General features: G+C 70.8%; 15 protein-coding genes. 2 read left to right on the top strand and 13 right to left on the bottom strand.

What is annotated here, in order from left to right; translation table 11 throughout:
* Positions 1-31: 31 nt before the first annotated feature.
* The 7 genes from typA to D7D94_RS01500 all read right to left on the bottom strand — a co-directional run bounded on the left by typA (position 32) and on the right by D7D94_RS01500 (position 8,499).
* Positions 32-1,933: a translational GTPase TypA gene (gene typA, locus D7D94_RS01530; RefSeq protein ID WP_156240911.1), complete on the bottom strand. Its 1,902-nt coding sequence runs from the start codon at positions 1,931-1,933 to the stop codon at positions 32-34.
* A 98-nt stretch (positions 1,934-2,031) separates the two neighbouring features.
* Entirely contained in the window at positions 2,032-2,571 is a 540-nt protein-coding gene (locus D7D94_RS01525) for a PH domain-containing protein (RefSeq protein WP_156240910.1), read from the bottom strand.
* Positions 2,568-3,152 (bottom strand): PH domain-containing protein, encoded by a 585-nt coding sequence (locus D7D94_RS01520; protein WP_156240909.1) that lies wholly within the window; start codon positions 3,150-3,152, stop codon positions 2,568-2,570. Before D7D94_RS01520 ends, D7D94_RS01525 begins: the two co-directional genes overlap by 4 nt.
* Positions 3,149-4,807, bottom strand: a complete 1,659-nt coding sequence (locus tag D7D94_RS01515) for a dipeptide ABC transporter ATP-binding protein (protein WP_246171833.1) — start codon at positions 4,805-4,807, stop codon at positions 3,149-3,151. The genes D7D94_RS01520 and D7D94_RS01515 overlap by 4 nt, the downstream gene beginning before the upstream one ends.
* 20 nt (positions 4,808-4,827) lie before the next feature.
* The gene (locus tag D7D94_RS01510; RefSeq protein ID WP_156240907.1) at positions 4,828-5,766 is read right to left on the bottom strand and encodes an ABC transporter permease; all 939 of its coding nucleotides are present in this window, start codon (positions 5,764-5,766) and stop codon (positions 4,828-4,830) included.
* Complete coding sequence (locus D7D94_RS01505; RefSeq protein ID WP_156240906.1) at positions 5,756-6,685, bottom strand: ABC transporter permease; 930 nt, start codon at positions 6,683-6,685, stop codon at positions 5,756-5,758. The genes D7D94_RS01510 and D7D94_RS01505 overlap by 11 nt, the downstream gene beginning before the upstream one ends.
* Positions 6,686-6,864: 179 nt before the next feature.
* Positions 6,865-8,499, bottom strand: coding sequence for a peptide ABC transporter substrate-binding protein (locus D7D94_RS01500; RefSeq protein ID WP_156240905.1), 1,635 nt, complete (start codon positions 8,497-8,499; stop codon positions 6,865-6,867).
* A 244-nt stretch (positions 8,500-8,743) separates the two neighbouring features.
* On the opposite strand from D7D94_RS01500, the gene D7D94_RS01495 reads away from it, so the two are divergent.
* Positions 8,744-9,493 carry a CPBP family intramembrane glutamic endopeptidase gene (locus D7D94_RS01495; protein ID WP_216648675.1) on the top strand — a complete coding sequence of 250 codons (750 nt, stop codon included), beginning with the start codon at positions 8,744-8,746 and terminating at the stop codon, positions 9,491-9,493.
* 136 nt (positions 9,494-9,629) lie between these two features.
* Here the strand turns inward: D7D94_RS01495 and D7D94_RS01490 are convergent, their stop codons facing one another.
* The 3 genes from D7D94_RS01490 to D7D94_RS01480 form a co-directional block, all read right to left on the bottom strand.
* A complete protein-coding gene (locus D7D94_RS01490; RefSeq protein ID WP_156240904.1) occupies positions 9,630-10,580 on the bottom strand; it encodes a hypothetical protein in 951 nt (316 codons plus the stop codon).
* 256 nt (positions 10,581-10,836) lie between these two features.
* Positions 10,837-11,268, bottom strand: coding sequence for a GNAT family acetyltransferase (locus D7D94_RS01485; protein WP_156240903.1), 432 nt, complete (start codon positions 11,266-11,268; stop codon positions 10,837-10,839).
* Positions 11,265-11,864, bottom strand: coding sequence for a GNAT family N-acetyltransferase (locus D7D94_RS01480; RefSeq protein WP_156240902.1), 600 nt, complete (start codon positions 11,862-11,864; stop codon positions 11,265-11,267). The genes D7D94_RS01485 and D7D94_RS01480 overlap by 4 nt, the downstream gene beginning before the upstream one ends.
* Positions 11,865-11,902: 38 nt before the next feature.
* Between D7D94_RS01480 and D7D94_RS01475 the strand changes: the two genes are divergently transcribed.
* Positions 11,903-12,382: an NUDIX hydrolase gene (locus tag D7D94_RS01475; RefSeq protein WP_156240901.1), complete on the top strand. Its 480-nt coding sequence runs from the start codon at positions 11,903-11,905 to the stop codon at positions 12,380-12,382.
* Positions 12,383-12,484: 102 nt separating this feature from the next.
* On the opposite strand, the gene gcvP is transcribed toward D7D94_RS01475, so the two are convergent.
* From gcvP to gcvT, 3 genes are all read right to left on the bottom strand, one after another.
* Positions 12,485-15,316: an aminomethyl-transferring glycine dehydrogenase gene (gcvP, locus tag D7D94_RS01470; protein ID WP_216648701.1), complete on the bottom strand. Its 2,832-nt coding sequence runs from the start codon at positions 15,314-15,316 to the stop codon at positions 12,485-12,487.
* A 65-nt stretch (positions 15,317-15,381) separates the two neighbouring features.
* Positions 15,382-15,762, bottom strand: a complete 381-nt coding sequence (gcvH, locus tag D7D94_RS01465; protein ID WP_156240899.1) for a glycine cleavage system protein GcvH — start codon at positions 15,760-15,762, stop codon at positions 15,382-15,384.
* The gene (gene gcvT, locus D7D94_RS01460) at positions 15,759-16,886 is read right to left on the bottom strand and encodes a glycine cleavage system aminomethyltransferase GcvT (protein ID WP_246171832.1); all 1,128 of its coding nucleotides are present in this window, start codon (positions 16,884-16,886) and stop codon (positions 15,759-15,761) included. Before gcvT ends, gcvH begins: the two co-directional genes overlap by 4 nt.

The raw sequence follows: 16,886 nt of genomic DNA, 5'->3' as shown, positions 1-16,886 counted from the left end.
TCCGCGGACCGGGGGCGCTTCTGAAGAGCACTCAGCTCTGGCGCTTGAGGCGCGAGGCGGCGCGGCCGCGCTCGGTGGCGTCGAGGACGACCTTGCGAATGCGCACCTTCTCGGGCGTGACCTCCACGCACTCGTCCTCGCGGGCGAACTCGAGGGACTCCTCGAGGGAGAGCAGACGCGGCGGCGTCATCGACTCGAACGTGTCGGCCGTGGCCGAGCGCATGTTCGTGAGCTTCTTCTCCTTGGTGATGTTCACGTCCATGTCCTCGCTGCGCGAGTTCTCGCCGATGACCATGCCCTCGTAGACCTCTTCGGTCGGCTGCACGAAGAACGACATGCGCTCCTGCAGGGCGATCATGGCGAAGGGCGTGACGACGCCGGAGCGGTCGGCGACGATCGAGCCGTTCTGGCGCGTGACGATCTGACCGGCCCACGGCTCGTAGCCGTGCGAGATGGCGTTCGCGATGCCGGTGCCGCGCGTGGTGGTGAGGAACTCGGTGCGGAAGCCGATGAGACCGCGCGAGGGGACGATGAACTCCATGCGCACCCAGCCGGTGCCGTGGTTCGTCATGTTCTCCATGCGGCCCTTGCGGGCGGCCAGCAGCTGCGTGATCGCGCCGAGGTACTCCTCCGGCGAGTCGATCGTGAGGTGCTCGAAGGGCTCGTACGTCTTGCCGTCGATCTTCTTCGTGACCACCTGCGGCTTGCCCACGGTGAGCTCGAAGCCCTCGCGACGCATGTTCTCGACGAGGATGGCCAGCGCCAGCTCGCCGCGGCCCTGCACCTCCCACGCGTCGGGCTTTCCGATGTCGACGACCTTGAGCGAGACGTTGCCGATGAGCTCGCGGTCGAGGCGGTCCTTCACCATGCGCGCGGTGAGCTTGTGGCCCTTCACCTTGCCGACGAGCGGCGACGTGTTCGTGCCGATGGTCATCGAGATGGCGGGGTCGTCGACCTTGATCTGCGGCAGCGGCCGGACGTCCTCAGGGTCGGCGATGGTCTCGCCGATCATGATGTCGTCGAAGCCGGCGATGACGGCGATGTCGCCGGGGCCCGCCGACTCGGCCGGGTAGCGCTCGAGCGCCTTCGTGAGCAGCAGCTCGGTGATGCGAGCGTTCTGCGTGGTGCCGTCCTGACGCACCCAGGCCACGGTCTGGCCCTTCTTCAGAGTGCCGTTGAACACGCGCAGCAGCGCGAGGCGGCCGAGGAACGCGGAGGAGTCGAGGTTCGTCACCCACGCCTGCAGCGGCGCCTCGTCGTCGTACTCGGGCGCGGGCACGTGCTCGAGGATGGCCTCGAACAGCGGCTCGAGGTCGTCGTTGTCGGGCAGCGAGCCGTCGGCGGGACGAGTGCGCGAGGCGGCGCCGGCACGGCCGGAGGCGTACACGACCGGCACGTCGAGCAGCGCGTCGACGTCGAGGTCGGGGACGTCGTCCTGCAGGTCGCTCGCGAGGCCGAGGAGCAGGTCGTGCGCCTCCTCCTCGACGGCGGCGATGCGCGCGTCGGGGCGGTCGGTCTTGTTCACGAGCAGGATGACGGGGAGCTTGGACTCGAGGGCCTTGCGCAGCACGAAGCGGGTCTGCGGCAGCGGGCCCTCCGACGCGTCGACGAGGAGCACGACGCCGTCGACCATGGACAGGCCGCGCTCGACCTCGCCGCCGAAGTCGGCGTGGCCGGGGGTGTCGATGACGTTGATCGTCACCGGCACGTCGGTGTGCACGCCGTTGTAGGTGATCGCCGTGTTCTTGGCGAGGATCGTGATGCCCTTCTCGCGCTCGAGGTCGTTCGAGTCCATCGCGCGCTCCTCGACGTGAGCGTGCTCTCCGAACGAGCCGGTCTGGCGCAGCATCGCGTCCACGAGGGTGGTCTTGCCGTGGTCGACGTGCGCGACGATCGCGACGTTGCGGAGGTCGGAACGATGGGCGAGCGCCATGAAGGGTCCTTCTGATGTGGGGATTCGCCCCGAAAGCGGGGCGCTCCATCCTATCCCCCGCTTCCGCGACGGCGCTCAGCCTGCTCGAAGGCGCGGCCTCAGCCCCCGAAGAGCCCCGTGACGGCGAGCGACCAGAGGGCCCAGACGACGATCACGGCGAGGAGCACGAGCGACGGCGCGTGCCACCCGCGTCGCACCGGCTCGTCGGAGGCGGGAGCCCGCTCGCGGAAGAGCTCGAGCGTGGCCGCCTGGTCGTCGCCCGGCTGCTCGCGGCGGTTGACGTGCAGGTGCCGCGGGGCGGCGCCGAGCGCCGGCAGGACCCGCCCGTCGTCGAGGACGAGCTCCAGCTGCCAGCGCATGCGGATGGCCGCGATCCGCGACCAGGGGATGTCGGCCGTGCGCAGCGTGTTGCGCACCCGCACCCGATCGTCGACGGCCACGACGCTGGGCGCGGCGAGGAGGACGTACACGCCCCAGCAGAGCGCGAGGAGCCACGGGGCGACGAGGACCGCGTCGAACGCGCGCCCGCGGACGACGGCGTCGCCCAGGAGGTAGAGGGAGAGAGCCGCGGCGACGGCGAAAGCCACCCAGCCGGATGGCCGCCGGAACGCGACCCGGTACGCCGACGGCGCGCTCACGACGTGACCGCCACCGCCGCGGCGGCCCACACGACGAGAATTGCCAGCACGATGAGCTGGGGCGCGTTCCACGACGTGCGCACCCGGCCGGCCGCCCCGCTCCCACCCGCCGGCACCGCGCCATCCGACACCGCGCCATCCGACACCGCGCCATCCGCCGCCTGCTCGTGCAGCTCGCGCAGGATCTCGGTCTCGCGCTCGGACGGATGCGGCACCCCGCGGCGGGTCGGCTTGCCCGCCGGGATCGCCCAGGCCTGGACGGTCCGCCCGCTGTCGAGCACGAAGGCCACCTGCCACGTGAGAGCGATGCTCTCGACGGCGGCCCAGGGGATGTCCGTGGTGCGCAGGGGGTTCCGCACGATCGCGCCGCGCGGGTCGGCGACGACGCTCGGCGCGTACAGGAAGGTCCAGACGAACCACAGCGGCAGCAGGAGCCACGGCGCGATGAGCGCCGCCTGCTCCGCGCTTCCACGGATGAGGACGTCGCCGAGCAGGAACGCCACGACGACGGCCGCGAGGAGGAGCCAGACCAGGCCGGCGTTGCCGCGGATGGTTCGGCTCCTCTCCCGCGGGTGCGTCATCGGCTGCCGATCTCCATCGTCTGGCCGGGGATGGCCTCGAGGAGCCGACGCGTGTACTCCTGCTTCGGGTCGGCGAAGATCGTGTCCACCGCACCCTGTTCGACCACGCGCCCCTGCTCCATGACGCAGACGAGGTCGGCGGCCACGCGCACCACCGCGAGGTCGTGCGTGATGAACAGGTACGTCAGGCCCAGCTCGCCCTGGAGCTCGGCGAGGAGCTTCAGGATCTGGTCCTGCACGAGCACGTCGAGTGCGGAGACCGCCTCGTCGAGGACGACGATGTCAGGCTTGAGCGCCAGGGCGCGCGCGATCGCCACGCGCTGGCGCTGGCCGCCGGACAGCTCGTTCGGGTAGCGCCACGCCAGCTCGCGCGGGAGGGCGACCTGCTCGAGGAGCTCGAACACCCGCTCGCGACGCGACGCCGTGTCGCCGACCTTGTGCACGTTCAGCGGCTCGGAGATGAGCGCGCCGATCGAGCGCAGCGGGTCGAGGGATCCGTACGGGTCCTGGAAGACCGGCTGCATCCGCCCGCGCAGGTCGAACACCTCGCGCGACGACAGGGTCGTCGCGTCCGTGCCGTCGATGAGGATCTGCCCGCTCGTCGCGGGCTCCAGCTGCAGCACCATCTTCGCCACGGTGGACTTGCCGGAGCCGGACTCGCCCACGAGCGCGAGCGTCTTGCCCTTGGGGATCTGGAAGGAGACCGCGTCCACGGCGCGGAACGGCTCGCTGCGGAACCCGCCGCGGCGGATCTTGTACTCCTTGACGAGATCGCGCACCTCGACGACGGGCGCTGCGGTGTGCAGCACCTCGGTCGTCGTCGCCACGCCGCGGTCCTCCGCGGTCGCCTGGATGCGCTGCGAAGCCAGGCTCGGCGCCGCGGCGACGAGACGCTGCGTGTAGGGGTGCTGCGGGTTCTGGAGGATCTCGCGGCTCGGCCCCGACTCCACGACCTCGCCCTGGCTCATCACGACGATGGTGTCGGCGCGGTCGGCGGCGAGGCCGAGGTCGTGCGTGATGAAGAGCACCGAGGTGCCCTTCTCGCGCGTGAGCGAGGCGAGGTGGTCGAGGATCACCCGCTGGACGGTGACGTCCAGAGCGCTCGTCGGCTCATCCGCGATGAGCAGCGCCGGGTCGGCCGCGAGGCCGATGCCGATGAGGGCGCGCTGGCGCATGCCGCCCGAGAACTGGTGCGGGAACTGGTGCAGACGCCGCTCGGCGTCGGCGAGACCCGCCTGCTGCAGCACCTCGATCGCACGCTTCTCGACCTCCTTGCGCCCGGTGGCCAGCCCGTTCGCACGGACGGCCTCCTTCACCTGGAAGCCGATCGACCACACCGGGTTGAGGTTCGACATCGGGTCCTGCGGCACGTAGCCGATGCGGCGACCGCGGATCGACTCCATCTCTCGACGGCCGACCTGGGTGAGCTCGACGCCGTCGAGCTGGATCGACCCTGCGGTGACCTCGCCCGTGCCCGGCAGCAGGTCGATGATCGCCGTCGCGGTCGTCGACTTGCCCGAACCGGACTCGCCGACGATGGCCACGGTCTCGCCGCGGTGCACGTCGAGGTCGACGCCGTGGACGACCTCGCGCTGCTTCTTGCCGGTGCCGAACGCCACCTTCAGGCCGCGGATGCGGAGCAGGGGCTCGTTCATGGTGGTGTCCTTCATTCCGCTCATCGCTGCGCCCTCGCCTTCGGGTCGAGGGCGTCGCGGAGGAGCTCGCCCAGCATGATGAAGGCGAGCACCGCGAGGGTGAGCGCCAGCGAGGGATAGATGAGAGCCATCGGCGCGGTGCGGATGGCCGTCTGCGCCTGGCTGATGTCGGCGCCCCACGACACGGTTCCGCCGCCGAGGCCGACGCCGAGGAACGACAGCGTCGACTCCGCGACGATCGCGCTTCCGAGGCTGATCGTCGCCACGACGATGACGGGCGCGATGGCGTTCGGCAGCACGTGGACCACGAGGGTCTTGAACCGCGAGAGGCCGAGCGAGATCGACGCCATGACGTAGTCCGACTGCTTCACGCGCAGCACCTCGGCGCGGATGATGCGCGCGGTCGAAGCCCATGAGAAGCCGCCGATCGCGAACGCGAGCGTGAGCTCGTTCCGCTGCGTGGAGAGCACCGTCATCACGACGATGGCCGCGACGATGTAGGGGATGGTGAAGAACACGTCGCCGACGCGCGAGAGCAGCGCGTCGACCCATCCGCCGTAGAACGCCGCGATGGATCCCATGATGACGCCGATGACCGTGCCGATGATCGTGGCCAGCAGGCCGACGATGAGCGACGTGCGCGTGCCCCAGACCAGGCGCGACCAGATGTCGCAGCCCTGGCGCGTGAAGCCGAGCGGGTGCCCGGCGGTCGGGTCGCCGTTGCTGTTCGCGAGGGTGCAGGCCCCGCCGCTGGGCGCGACGCTGGTGAAGAGCGTCGGGACGACCGCCATCACGATGAAGAGCGCGGCCAGCGCGAGCGACGCCCAGAAGAGCGGCCGGCGGCGCAGGTCGCGCCATGCGTCGAGCCACAGGTTGCTCTTCTTGCCGTCGACCCGCACCGCGTCGACGACGACCTCGGACGCCTTCACGGGCGCCACGTAATGCGTACTAGCGGACATAGCGGATCCTCGGGTCGAGCAGACCGTAGAGCAGGTCGATGAGCAGGTTGATGAGCACGTAGACCACGACGAAGATCGTGACGAACGACACCACGGTGGGCGTCTCGTGCCGGATGATCGCCTGGTACAGCGTGTTGCCCACGCCGGGGACGTTGAAGATGCCCTCGGTGACCGTCGCGCCGACCATGAGCACGCCGAACTGCGTGGCGGTGTCGGTGACCATCGGGATGAGCGAGTTCCGCAGCACGTGCACGGGGATGACCCGGCCGCGCGAGAGGCCCTTGCTGTACGCCGTCCGCACCCAGTCCTGGCCCAGCGTCTCGATCGTCGACGAGCGGGTCAGGCGCATGCTGGTGGCGTAGATGCTGAGCGCCAGCACGATCGCCGGCAGCCAGAGGTCGCCCCAGTCGTTGTTCGCTCCCACCGTCGGGCTGAACCAGCCGAGCTTCACGCCGAGGAAGAACTGCGCGATGAACGACAGCACGAAGATCGGCACGGCGACGAAGATCAGCGCGACGACCAGCATCGCGTGATCGAAGATCGTCCCCTTCAGCAGCGCGGAGCCCGCGCCCACGGCGATCGCCAGGACGAACGCGATGAGGATGGCCAGCACCGCGAGGCGGAGCGTCACGGGGAACGTGCGGGCGAGCACGTCGAGCACGTCCTGCCCCGAGAACGTCACGCCGAAGTCGAGGCGGAAGATGCCGCCCAGGTAGTTCAGGTACTGCACGATGAACGGCTGGTCCAGCAGATACTGGGCGCGCAGGCGCTCGAGCACCGCCGGCGGCGGCTGCTTGTCGCCGAACAGTGCGGCGATGGGGTCTCCGGGCATCGCGAAGACCATGAAGTAGATCAGCAGAGTGGCACCCAGGAAAACCGGAATGACCTGCAGGATCCGTCTGAGGATGTAAGTGGCCATCCTCGACCTCCCTCCGGGGGTTCTATCGTCCGTGCGGGCACACAGCGATAAGGGGCCCGCACGACGGAGCCCCAGCCACTCATCCTCCCCCTCTTTTTCTGGGAGAGGGGTGAAACGGCTGGAGCATGATGCGAGGCGGTGACGTGGTGACGTCACCGCCTCGCGGGGGTAAGGGGTGCTTACTCGGCCTTGGTGACCTCGTAGTAGAGCGGCACCGAGTTCCAGCCGAACTCGACGTTGTCGACGGTGTCAGCCCATCCGCCGGTCACGTTCGAGTACCAGAGCGGGATGGCCGGGAGGTCCTTCAGGAGGACCGTCTGCGCCTGGGCGAACAGCTCGTTGGCCGCGTCCGCGTCCGTCTCCGAGATGCCCTCGGCCAGGAGCGAGTCGAACTCCTCGCTCGAGTAGTCGCCGTCGTTGGAGCCGGCGTTCGTGGCGTAGATCGGGCCGAGGAAGTTGTACAGACCCGGGTAGTCCGCCTGCCAGCCGGTGCGGAAGGCCGAGGTGATGGTGCGGTTCGTGATCTCGTCGCGGAGACCCGCGAAGTCGGGGTAGGGCTCGCCCACCGCATCGATGCCGAGCACGCCGGAGATCGAGTTCACGGTCGCGTCGACCCAGGCCTGGTGGCCGCCGTCGGCGTTGTAGGCGATCTTGAACTCACCGTCCCACGGGCTGATCTCGTCAGCCTGCGCCCAGAGCTCCTTGGCCTGCTCGGGGTCGTAGTCGAGGACCTCGCCGCCCTCGAGCGACTCGCTCCAGCCGTCGATGACCGGCGACGTGAAGTCGCTGGCGGGGGTGCGGGTGCCCTGGAAGATCACGTCGGTGATCTCCTCGCGGTTGATGGCCATCGAGATCGCCTGGCGGCGCAGCTGGCCCTCTTCGCCCTCGAAGTGCTCGAAGTACTGGGGGATGGTGAACGACTGGAAGATCGCGGCGGGCTGGTTGACCCAGTTCTCGCCGAGCTCGTCCTGGTAGGTCTCGAACGCGGAGTCCGGGATCTGGTCGAGGATGTCGAGGTTGCCCGCGAGCAGGTCCTGGTACGCGGCGTCCTGCGTCGCGTAGAAGACGATGCGGAGGCCGCCGTTGGCCGCCTCGCGCACGCCGTCGTAGTCCTCGTTCTTGACGAGGTCGATCTGCACGTCGTGCTGCCACGCGCCCTCGTCGGCCAGCTTGTAGGGGCCGTTGCCGATCGGGTTCTCGCCGAACGCCTCCATGTCGTCGAACGCGACGTCGGGAAGCGGGTAGTACGCGGAGTAGCCCAGCCGCTGCGCGAAGTCCGAGGCGGGCTTGTTGAGCGTGATCGTGAACGTGTAGTCGTCGACCTGCTCGAGACCGTTGAGCTCGGAGTCCTCGTCGTAGCTGAAGCCCTCGATGTCCTCGAAGAAGTAGCTCGACAGCTGGCCGTTGGAGGCGAGCGCGCCGTAGTTCCACGCCTTGATGAAGTTGTCGGCGGTGACCTCTTCGCCGTTCGTGAACTTCAGGCCCTCGCGGATCTTCACGGTGAGCTGCGTGGGCGAGTCGACCGTGATGTCCTCTGCGACATCGTTGACGACCGCGCCGTCGGCCTCGTACGAGATCAGGCCGGCGAAGATGCTGTCGAGCACCTTGCCGCCGCCGACCTCGTTGGTGTTCGTCGGAATGAGCGGGTTCTGGGGCTCGTTGCCGTTCGTCGTGACGATGGCCGTCGACGAGCCGCCGTCCGAAGCCGTGTCCTCCCCGGTCGAGCCGCCGCCGTCGCTCGCGCAGCCGGCGAGCGCGAGGCTCCCGACGCCGAGGAGCGCGAGACCCGAGAGGGCGATCTTGTTGCGCTTCACTGTGTTCCTCCGATGGAAGGGGATGGGGGTGCCGCGGGGCGCGAGGCCCCGGTAAGCGATGTCTGAAATCTAAACTCACCGACGGTGTGTTCCAAACTTTCAGCAGAACCGTTACAGACCCTTTACGGGCACGACTCGTGATTTGGCAATATGCGCCAATCGCAGCCGCCTCTTATGCGACCGCATCGAGAACACGCCGAGTGGCGCGCGGGGGGTGCTCCGGAGGGCATGACAGGCTCTCCGCGTGAGCGTCCCCTCCCCCACTCGTCGCCGATTCGCGTGGGAGGTGGCGATCGTGCTCGCGCTCTCGCTCGGGCAGTCCGCGCTCTACGCCGTGCTCTCGCTCGTGCGCGCGCTGCTGCGCCCGGAGGCGCTGTCCGAGCAGTCCGCGGCGCTCAATCCGTCGCGCGCGGAGGAGCCGGTGTGGGACGTCGTCTACCGTCTCCTCGACATCGGGTTCGACCTCTGCCTCGTCGCGCTGGTGGTCTACCTGCTCTGGGAGCCCGGTCGCAGCGCGCTCCGGCGCATCGGCCTGGATCTCCGTTCCCTCCCTCGGGATCTCGGCCGAGCGGCCATCCTGCTGGTCGTCATCGGCGTGCCGGGGATCGCGCTCTACGTCGGAGCGCGCCTGCTCGGACTCAACGTCGACGTGCAGGCGTCGTCGGGGATCGACGCGTGGCTCGTGCCCGTGCTCGTGCTGTCGGCCCTGCGCGCGGGACTCCTCGAGGAGGTGATCCTCGGCGGCTACCTCTTCGACCGGCTCGGCCGCATCGGATGGCGGCCGTGGACGATCATCCTCGCGGTCGCGGGCCTGCGCGCGGCGTATCACGCGTACCAGGGCTTCGGCGCGATCGTCGGGAACTTCGCGATGGGCGTCGTGTTCGGCTGGTGCTACCGCCGCTGGGGACGCGTGATGCCGCTGGTGCTCGCCCACGCGCTGATCGACGTCTTCGCATTCGTGGGCTATCCGCTGGTGGCCCCGTTCCTCCCGTGAGGCGCTCGGGGCGGGCCCCCCGGGCCGGTGGATTCCGGTGACTAGCGCTCGGAGCACCAGGGCTAGCGTTCGGAACGCTAGGGCTAGTGCTGGTCGCTCAAGCTAGCGCTCGGAACGCTAGCCTCGACGACGAGCGCTAGCCTCGTGGGCGCTGCGGCTGATCGGAACGCGGATTTCGCAGCGCCGCGTGGATGTTGGGCGCGGCTGGGCGCGGACGCGGCACGCCGGCCGCGAGCAGAATGCGCTCCAGCGGTGTCACGCGCACGACGTCCGACCAGTCCCAGCGGATCACTCGGCCGGCGGCGACCTGAAGCTGCTTCTCTCGTCGGCGCTCATCGACGAGGACCGCGGACGTGAGCGACGGGTCGTCCTGCTGGTACTTGACCTTGCCATCCGCTTCGCCGATCACACCGACGGATGGCCACCACGCGTCGACCCGGCGGATCTCGCCGTCGATCTCGAACTCGACCTGCAACTCGGGTGCCTCGAACCCCAGGAGATGGATCACCACGCGGCTGATGCTCTCGAGGACCGACTCCGATCGGACATCGGACATCTCCAGCGCCCGCCGCAGCGCTTGCGTCCCGCGGCACCCGACGGCCTGCTGGACTCGGCCCTCGATGTCTCCCACCAGGAGACCCATCCGAAGGGCTCGGTCGAACACGGCGACCGCGAATGCCAGGGGCATCACGCGCGCGAGATCGATCGTCGTCTCGAGAAGAGACGTGACGCGCACCCCGCGGATGCGGACGATATCCCGACTCCTGCTGCTGGTATGTGCGAAGACGTCCTTCCGGCGGTAGGAGTGCCCGCGCCCGACGTGCAGCGTGTGGATTTCGTTCGGCTCGCCGAATACGGGCAGGCCCCAGACCACAGCCGCGGACTCGAGACACAGGATCGGGTCGCGCAGCACCGCGATAGCCGCGGCGACGCGCAGGGCGTAGCGCTCGTGTGACGGCAGCACATGCCATTCCTCACTCGACGCGTGCATGCCTCGCCGCAGGTCTTCGAGCGGCCCGAGCTCCTGTCGAAGCGCCCGGACGCTCGAATCGCGGCCCGTGCGGTGCAGCTGCATCTCCTCCGTCATAGGAGGAGCATGACGAGCCGCGCCCCCGCGACATGCGCGACAGGGAATCTGTGGACGTCGACACGCTGCGCGGCGCGGCTGTGCACGCGCCGTGGGGCTCCCGCGCTGCCGCCGAGATGTCCGAACGTGTCGCGATACGCCCCGCACCGACACGCGACTAGCGTTCGTCGCCGAGACTAGCGCTCCGAGCGCTAGCCTCGCCGCCCGACGCTAGTCCTAGCGCTCCGAGCGCTAGCCCCAGTGCTCCGAACGCTCGTCACGCGTCGGGGATCAGCCGCTTCCCCGCCACCAGGACCGCGTCGCGGTCGTAGCCGAGGGAGTCGTAGTAGCCGAGGACGCCGGCGTTGTCCGAGCGCACCATGAGCATGACCTTGGGGCAGCCGAGGGCGACGAGGCGCCGCTCCGCCTCCGCCACGAGGGCGCGCCCGGCACCGGGTCGCGCGCTCGCGACGTAGTGGAGCCAGCCGCGGTGACCGTCGTAGCCCGCCATCACCGTGCCCACGACCGCACCATCATGCTCCGCGACGAGCAGGAGCTCGGGCGACACGGCGCGGGCTCGCCGGATGTCCTCATGCGGGTCGTTCCACGGGCGCGTGAGACCGACGGCGTGCCACAGCGCGAAGACGGCGTCCACGTCCGCGTCGACGAGGGGGCGGATGGCCGTGGTCGCGGCGGCGTCGGAGGTCACGCCGCGCCCCGCCGCGCCAGACGCGCCTCGAGACCCCGGCGCACGGCGGGCCACTCCGGCTCGATGATCGAGAACATCACGGTGTCGCGGACGTGGCCGTCCGGGAAGATCGCGTGGCTGCGGAGCACGCCGTCCTGCTTCGCGCCGAGCCGGGCGATGGCCGCACGCGACTGGTGGTTGTGCCAGTGCGTGCAGAGCTGCACGCAGATGCAGCCGAGCACGTCGAACGCCCGCTCGAGGAGCAGCAGCTTGGCGGCGGGGTTGATGCCGGTCCCCTGCGCTGCCGTGCCGATCCACGTCGACCCGATCTCCAGGCGCCGGTGATCCGGCTCGATGTGCAGGTACGTGGTCATCCCCACCGCCCGACCTGAGGCGGCGTCGACGATCGCCCACGGCGCCATCCGCCCCGCCTCCTGCTCGGCCAGACGGCGCACGATCTCCTCGGCCATCCGCTCGGGTGCAGGGATGCGCGTGTACCAGGTGCGCCAGAGGTCGTCCACCGCCACCGCCGCGGCGAGGTCGTCGGAGTGCGCGGGGCGCAGCGGCTCCAGCCGCACGAAGTCGTTCTCGAGCACGGGGGTCGCAGCGAAGTCCACGCGTCCACGCTATCGGGGCGGCCGCATAGGATCGGGCCATGGCGACCCCCGACTTCATCCTCCGGCTGCGCGAGAAGATCGGGACGGAGCTGCTGTGGCTGACCGGCGTCACCGCGGTCGTCCTGCGCGGCGAGGGCGCGGAGCAGGAGGTCCTCCTCGTCCGCCGCACCGACAACGCGCGCCTCACGCCCGTCACCGGGATCATCGATCCGGGCGAGCAGCCCGCAGCGGCCGCCGCGCGCGAGGTGCTCGAGGAGGCCGACGTCATCGCCGAGCCCGAGACCCTCGTGTGGGTGAACACCCTGCCGCCGATGGTCTACCCGAACGGCGACCGCTCGCAGTACCTCGACCTCGTCTTCCGCTTCCGGTACGTCGCCGGCGAGCCGCGCCCCGCCGACGGCGAGAACACCGAGGCGCTGTGGCGCCGCGTGGACGACCTCGACGACGTCGACCCCGAGATGCGCGAGCGCATCCGGATGGCCGTGGCCGGCTCGGATCGCGCCCGCTTCGAGCGCTGACGGGTCCGTTCACGCCGCGAGACCTCACCCCCGGCGCGAGACCCCACGTGGCCGTGGAGGTCTCGCGCCCGGGATGAGGTCTCGCGGGAGGAAGCGCCGGGGTTAGGCGAACGCGTCGATCGGCGGGCAGGCGCAGACGAGGTTGCGGTCGCCGTAGGCCTGGTCGATCCGGCGCACCGGCGGCCAGTACTTCGCCTCGCCGACGCCGGCCGGGTACACGCCCGTCTCCCGCGAGTACGGATGGCTCCACTCGCCGACGAGCGCCGACGCTGCGGTGTGCGGCGCGTTCGCCAGCGGGTTGTCGTCGTGCGGCCACTCCCCCGCGTGCACGCGCTCGGCTTCGCGGCGGATGGCGATCATCGCGTCGACGAAGCGGTCGAGCTCGGCGAGGTCCTCCGACTCCGTCGGCTCGACCATGAGGGTTCCCGCGACGGGGAACGACATGGTCGGCGCGTGGAAGCCGTAGTCGATGAGGCGCTTGGCCACGTCGTCGACGCTCACGCCGGTCTCGGCCTTGAGCGGCCGCAGGTCGAGGATGCACTCGTGCGCCACGCGCCCCTCCTCGCCCGCGTAGAGCACCGGGTAGTGCTCGGCGAGGCGCGCGGCGACGTAGTTCGCCGCGAGGACCGCGGCGTCGGTCGCCTGCGTGAGGCCCTCGAGCCCCATCATCCGCACGTACGCCCACGAGATCGGCAGGATGCCGGCGGAGCCGTAGGGCGCTGCCGAGACGGGGCCGATCCCCTCGGTGTCGCCCTCGCCCTGCGCGAACGCGTGCGACGGCAGGAACGCCGCGAGGTGCGCCTTCGCCGCGACCGGGCCGACGCCCGGTCCGCCGCCGCCGTGCGGGATGGCGAACGTCTTGTGCAGGTTGAGGTGCGAGACATCGCCGCCGAGGTCGCCGAAGCGGGCGTGCCCGAGCAGCGCGTTGAGGTTCGCACCGTCGATGTACACCTGACCGCCGGCGTCGTGCACGGCCGCGGTGATGTCGAGCACGTCGTGCTCGTACACGCCGTGCGTGGACGGGTAGGTGATCATGAGCGCCGACAGCGCCTCGGCGTGCGCGGCGATCTTCGCGCGCAGGTCGTCGAGGTCGACGTTGCCCTGCTCGTCGCACGCCACCACGACGACCCGCATGCCGGCGAGCACCGCGGACGCGGCGTTCGTACCGTGCGCGGACGAGGGGATAAGGCACACGTCGCGGTTCTCATCGCCGCGCGAGCGGTGGTAGCCGCGGATGGCGAGGAGCCCGGCGAGCTCGCCCTGCGACCCGGCGTTCGGCTGCAGCGAGACCGCGTCGTAGCCGGTGAGGTCGGCGAGCCATCCCTCGAGCTGGTCGATGAGCTCGAGGTAGCCCGCGACGTCCTCCCGCGGCGCGAACGGGTGGATGCGCCCGAACTCGGGCCACGTGATCGACGCCATCGCGGTGGCCGCGTTGAGCTTCATCGTGCAGGATCCGAGCGGGATCATGCCGCGGTCGAGCGCGTAGTCCTTGTCGGCGAGCCGCTTGAGGTAGCGCATCATGGCGGTCTCCGAGCGGTGGCTCGTGAAGACCGGGTGCGTGAGGAACGGCTCGGTGCGGCGCAGCTCCTCCCGGATCGACTCGCCAGTGCGGGCGACACGATCCGCGGCGGTTTCGCGGCTCCCCCGCACTGGCGAATCGGAAGCGGCCCCGGCATCCGCAGCCCCGAACGCGCGCGCGACGGCGGCGAGGTCCGCCTCCGTCGTCGCCTCGCCGACGGAGACCCCGACTGTGTCGGCGTCCGCGCGGTGCAGCAGCACGCCGGCGTCGTGCGCGGCGGCGACGACCTCGGCCGCGCGACCCGGCACGCGCACGCGCAGCGTGTCGAAGTGCGCGCCGTCGACGACGTCCGCGCCCGCGGCCACGAGCGCCGCGCGCAGCCGCGCCGTCTTGTCCTGCACGTCCGCGGCGATCGCGCGGAGGCCATCCGGCCCGTGATAGACGGCGTACATCGCCGCCATCACGGCCAGCAGCACCTGCGCGGTGCAGATGTTGCTCGTCGCCTTCTCGCGGCGGATGTGCTGCTCGCGCGTCTGCAGCGCGAGCCGGTAGGCGAGCTGCCCGTCGGCGTCCTTCGAGACGCCGACGAGGCGCCCCGGCAGCTGCCGCTCGAGGCCCTGGCGCACGACCATGTAGCCCGCGTGCGGGCCGCCGAAGCCGAGCGGGACGCCGAAGCGCTGCGAGGATCCCACGACGATGTCCGCGCCGAGCGAGCCGGGCGAGGCGATGAGCGTGAGCGCGAGGAGGTCCGCCGCGACGACGGCCTGCCCGCCCGCGACGTGCACGGCGTCGATGACGCCCTGCGGGTTCCACACGCGGCCCGAGGCTCCCGGGTACTGCACGAGCGCGCCGAACACCGACTCCGGCAGCTCGGCGCCGCCGGCGAGGTCCACCTCGACGAGCTCGACGCCCACGGCCTCCGCGCGCACGCGCAGCACGGCCTTCGTCTGCGGCAGCGCGTCGGCGTCCACGACGAACACATCGGAGCCGCCGCGCACCGCACGGCGCGCGACGAGCATGCCCTCGACGGCGGCGGTGGCCTCGTCGAGCATGGACGCGTTCGCGACGGGCAGCCCGGCGAGGTCGGCGACCATGGTCTGGAAGTTCAGCAGTGCCTCGAGGCGCCCCTGCGAGATCTCCGGCTGGTACGGCGTGTACGCGGTGTACCAGGACGGGTTCTCCAGCACGTTCCGCTGGATGACCGACGGCGTGAGCGTGTCGCTGTAGCCCAGCCCGATCATGGGCGAGAGCACGCGGTTGCGGCCGGCGAGCTCGCGGAGCTCCGCCAGTGCGGCCGCCTCCGACACCCCCTCCTGCGGGATGGCCGTGCCCGCCTCGCCGAGGCCGCGGATGACCCCGGGGACGGCGGTGGACATGACGGTGTCGCCGGCGCGCACGCCGACGGCGGCGGCCATCCGCTGCTGGTCGTCGGCGCTCGTCCCGATGTGGCGGGCGGCGTACTCTCCGAAGGCGCCGGCGCTCACGCCTCGGCACCCGTGAGAGCGGTGTACGCGGCGCGGTCGAGGAGGCCGGCGGGGGCGCCCGAGAGGCGCACCTTCACGAGCCACGCGTCCTCGAACGGCGAGGCGTTGACCGTGTCGGGGTCCGCGTCCACGGCCTCGTTCACCTCGACGACGGTGCCGTCGACGGGCGCGTAGAGCTCCGAGACCGACTTCGTCGACTCGATCTCGCCCATGACCTGGCCCGCGGTCACGGCGGCGCCGGCCTGCGGCAGGTCGACGTAGACGACGTCGCCCAGCTGGTCGGCGGCGTAGTCGGTGATTCCGATCGTCGCGATGTCGTCGTCGATGCGGATCCACTCGTGCTCGGGGGTGTAGAGCAGCGCGTTGAGGTCGGTCATTTCTTCCTCCGATAGAAGGGCAGGGTGGTCGGGTGGGCGGGGATGCGCGTGCCGCGCACGTCGATGGTCAGGTCGGCCGCGTCGGCCGCGTCGTGCTCGACGTACGCCAGCGCGATCGGATGGCCGAGGGTGGGGCTCAGGGCGCCGCTCGTGATCTCGCCGACGAGCGCGTCGCCGCGGTAGACGCCGTAGCCCGCGCGCCCTGCGCGGCGGCCGTCCATGGTGAGGCCGACGAGCAGCCGCTCGCCCGGGCGCTCGTCGAGGGTGCGGGCGCCGACGAAGTCGCCCTTGTCGGCGGCGACGACGCGGCCGAGCCCGGCCTGCGAGGGGAAGATGTCGCGCGCGAGCTCGTGTCCGTAGAGCGGCATGCCCGCCTCGAGGCGCAGGGTGTCGCGGGCGGCGAGCCCGGCGGGAACCAGCCCGCGCTCGGCGCCCGCGGCGAGGAGCGCACGCCAGAGGTCGGCGGCGTGCTGCGCGTCGACCAGCAGCTCGAAGCCGTCCTCGCCGGTGTAGCCGGTGCGCGCGACGAACAGGGGCACGCCGCGGAACAGGGCGTCGGTCCACGCGTAGTTGCGCAGCTCGTCGAGGCCCGGCGCGTCGATGCCGGGGGTGCTCGCGAGGATGGCCGCGGCGGCCGGCCCCTGCAGGGCGATGAGCGCGAACCGCTCGGACGCGTCCTCGAAGGTGGCGTCGAAGCCGGCGATGCGGGCGGAGATCTCGTCGGCCACGACGCGCCGGTTGCCGGCGTTGGCGATGATGAGGAACTCCTCGTCGGCGAGCCGGTAGACGACGAGGTCGTCGATGATGCCGCCGTCCTCGGCGAGGATCATCGTGTACTTCGCCCGTCCCACCGCGACCGCCGACAGTCGCCCGGCGAGCGCGTAGTCGAGGAAGGCCGCGGCCCCCGCACCCCGCACGAAGATCTCGCCCATGTGCGAGATGTCGAACAGGCCGGCCGCTTCCCGCACCGCGCGGTGCTCCGCAAGGTCGGAGGAGTACCGCACCGGCATCCACCACCCGCCGAAGTCGGTGAACGAGGCGCCCAGCGCCTCGTGCTCGGCTTGCAGCGGCGACTGCCGCAGCCCCTCCCCGGAGGGAGAGGTGGGGGTGTCTTCTGCGCTCAC

This window comes from Microbacterium oryzae, assembly GCF_009735645.1.
In the GTDB taxonomy this organism is placed as follows: domain Bacteria; phylum Actinomycetota; class Actinomycetes; order Actinomycetales; family Microbacteriaceae; genus Microbacterium; species Microbacterium oryzae.
The sequence above is the reverse complement of the archived record's forward strand: the minus strand, read 5'-3'. Positions and strand labels throughout refer to the sequence as shown.

Coding starts and splice junctions, on each gene's coding strand:
- gcvP (WP_216648701.1), bottom strand. CDS start 15,316: ATGGCCGCCGCCGTCGGCGTGCGCGCCGGCGACACCGTCATGTCCACC.
- D7D94_RS01510 (WP_156240907.1), bottom strand. CDS start 5,766: ATGTCCGCTAGTACGCATTACGTGGCGCCCGTGAAGGCGTCCGAGGTC.
- D7D94_RS01505 (WP_156240906.1), bottom strand. CDS start 6,685: ATGGCCACTTACATCCTCAGACGGATCCTGCAGGTCATTCCGGTTTTC.
- D7D94_RS01520 (WP_156240909.1), bottom strand. CDS start 3,152: ATGACGCACCCGCGGGAGAGGAGCCGAACCATCCGCGGCAACGCCGGC.
- D7D94_RS01490 (WP_156240904.1), bottom strand. CDS start 10,580: ATGACGGAGGAGATGCAGCTGCACCGCACGGGCCGCGATTCGAGCGTC.
- gcvH (WP_156240899.1), bottom strand. CDS start 15,762: ATGACCGACCTCAACGCGCTGCTCTACACCCCCGAGCACGAGTGGATC.
- D7D94_RS01515 (WP_246171833.1), bottom strand. CDS start 4,807: ATGAACGAGCCCCTGCTCCGCATCCGCGGCCTGAAGGTGGCGTTCGGC.
- typA (WP_156240911.1), bottom strand. CDS start 1,933: ATGGCGCTCGCCCATCGTTCCGACCTCCGCAACGTCGCGATCGTCGCG.
- D7D94_RS01475 (WP_156240901.1), top strand. CDS start 11,903: ATGGCGACCCCCGACTTCATCCTCCGGCTGCGCGAGAAGATCGGGACG.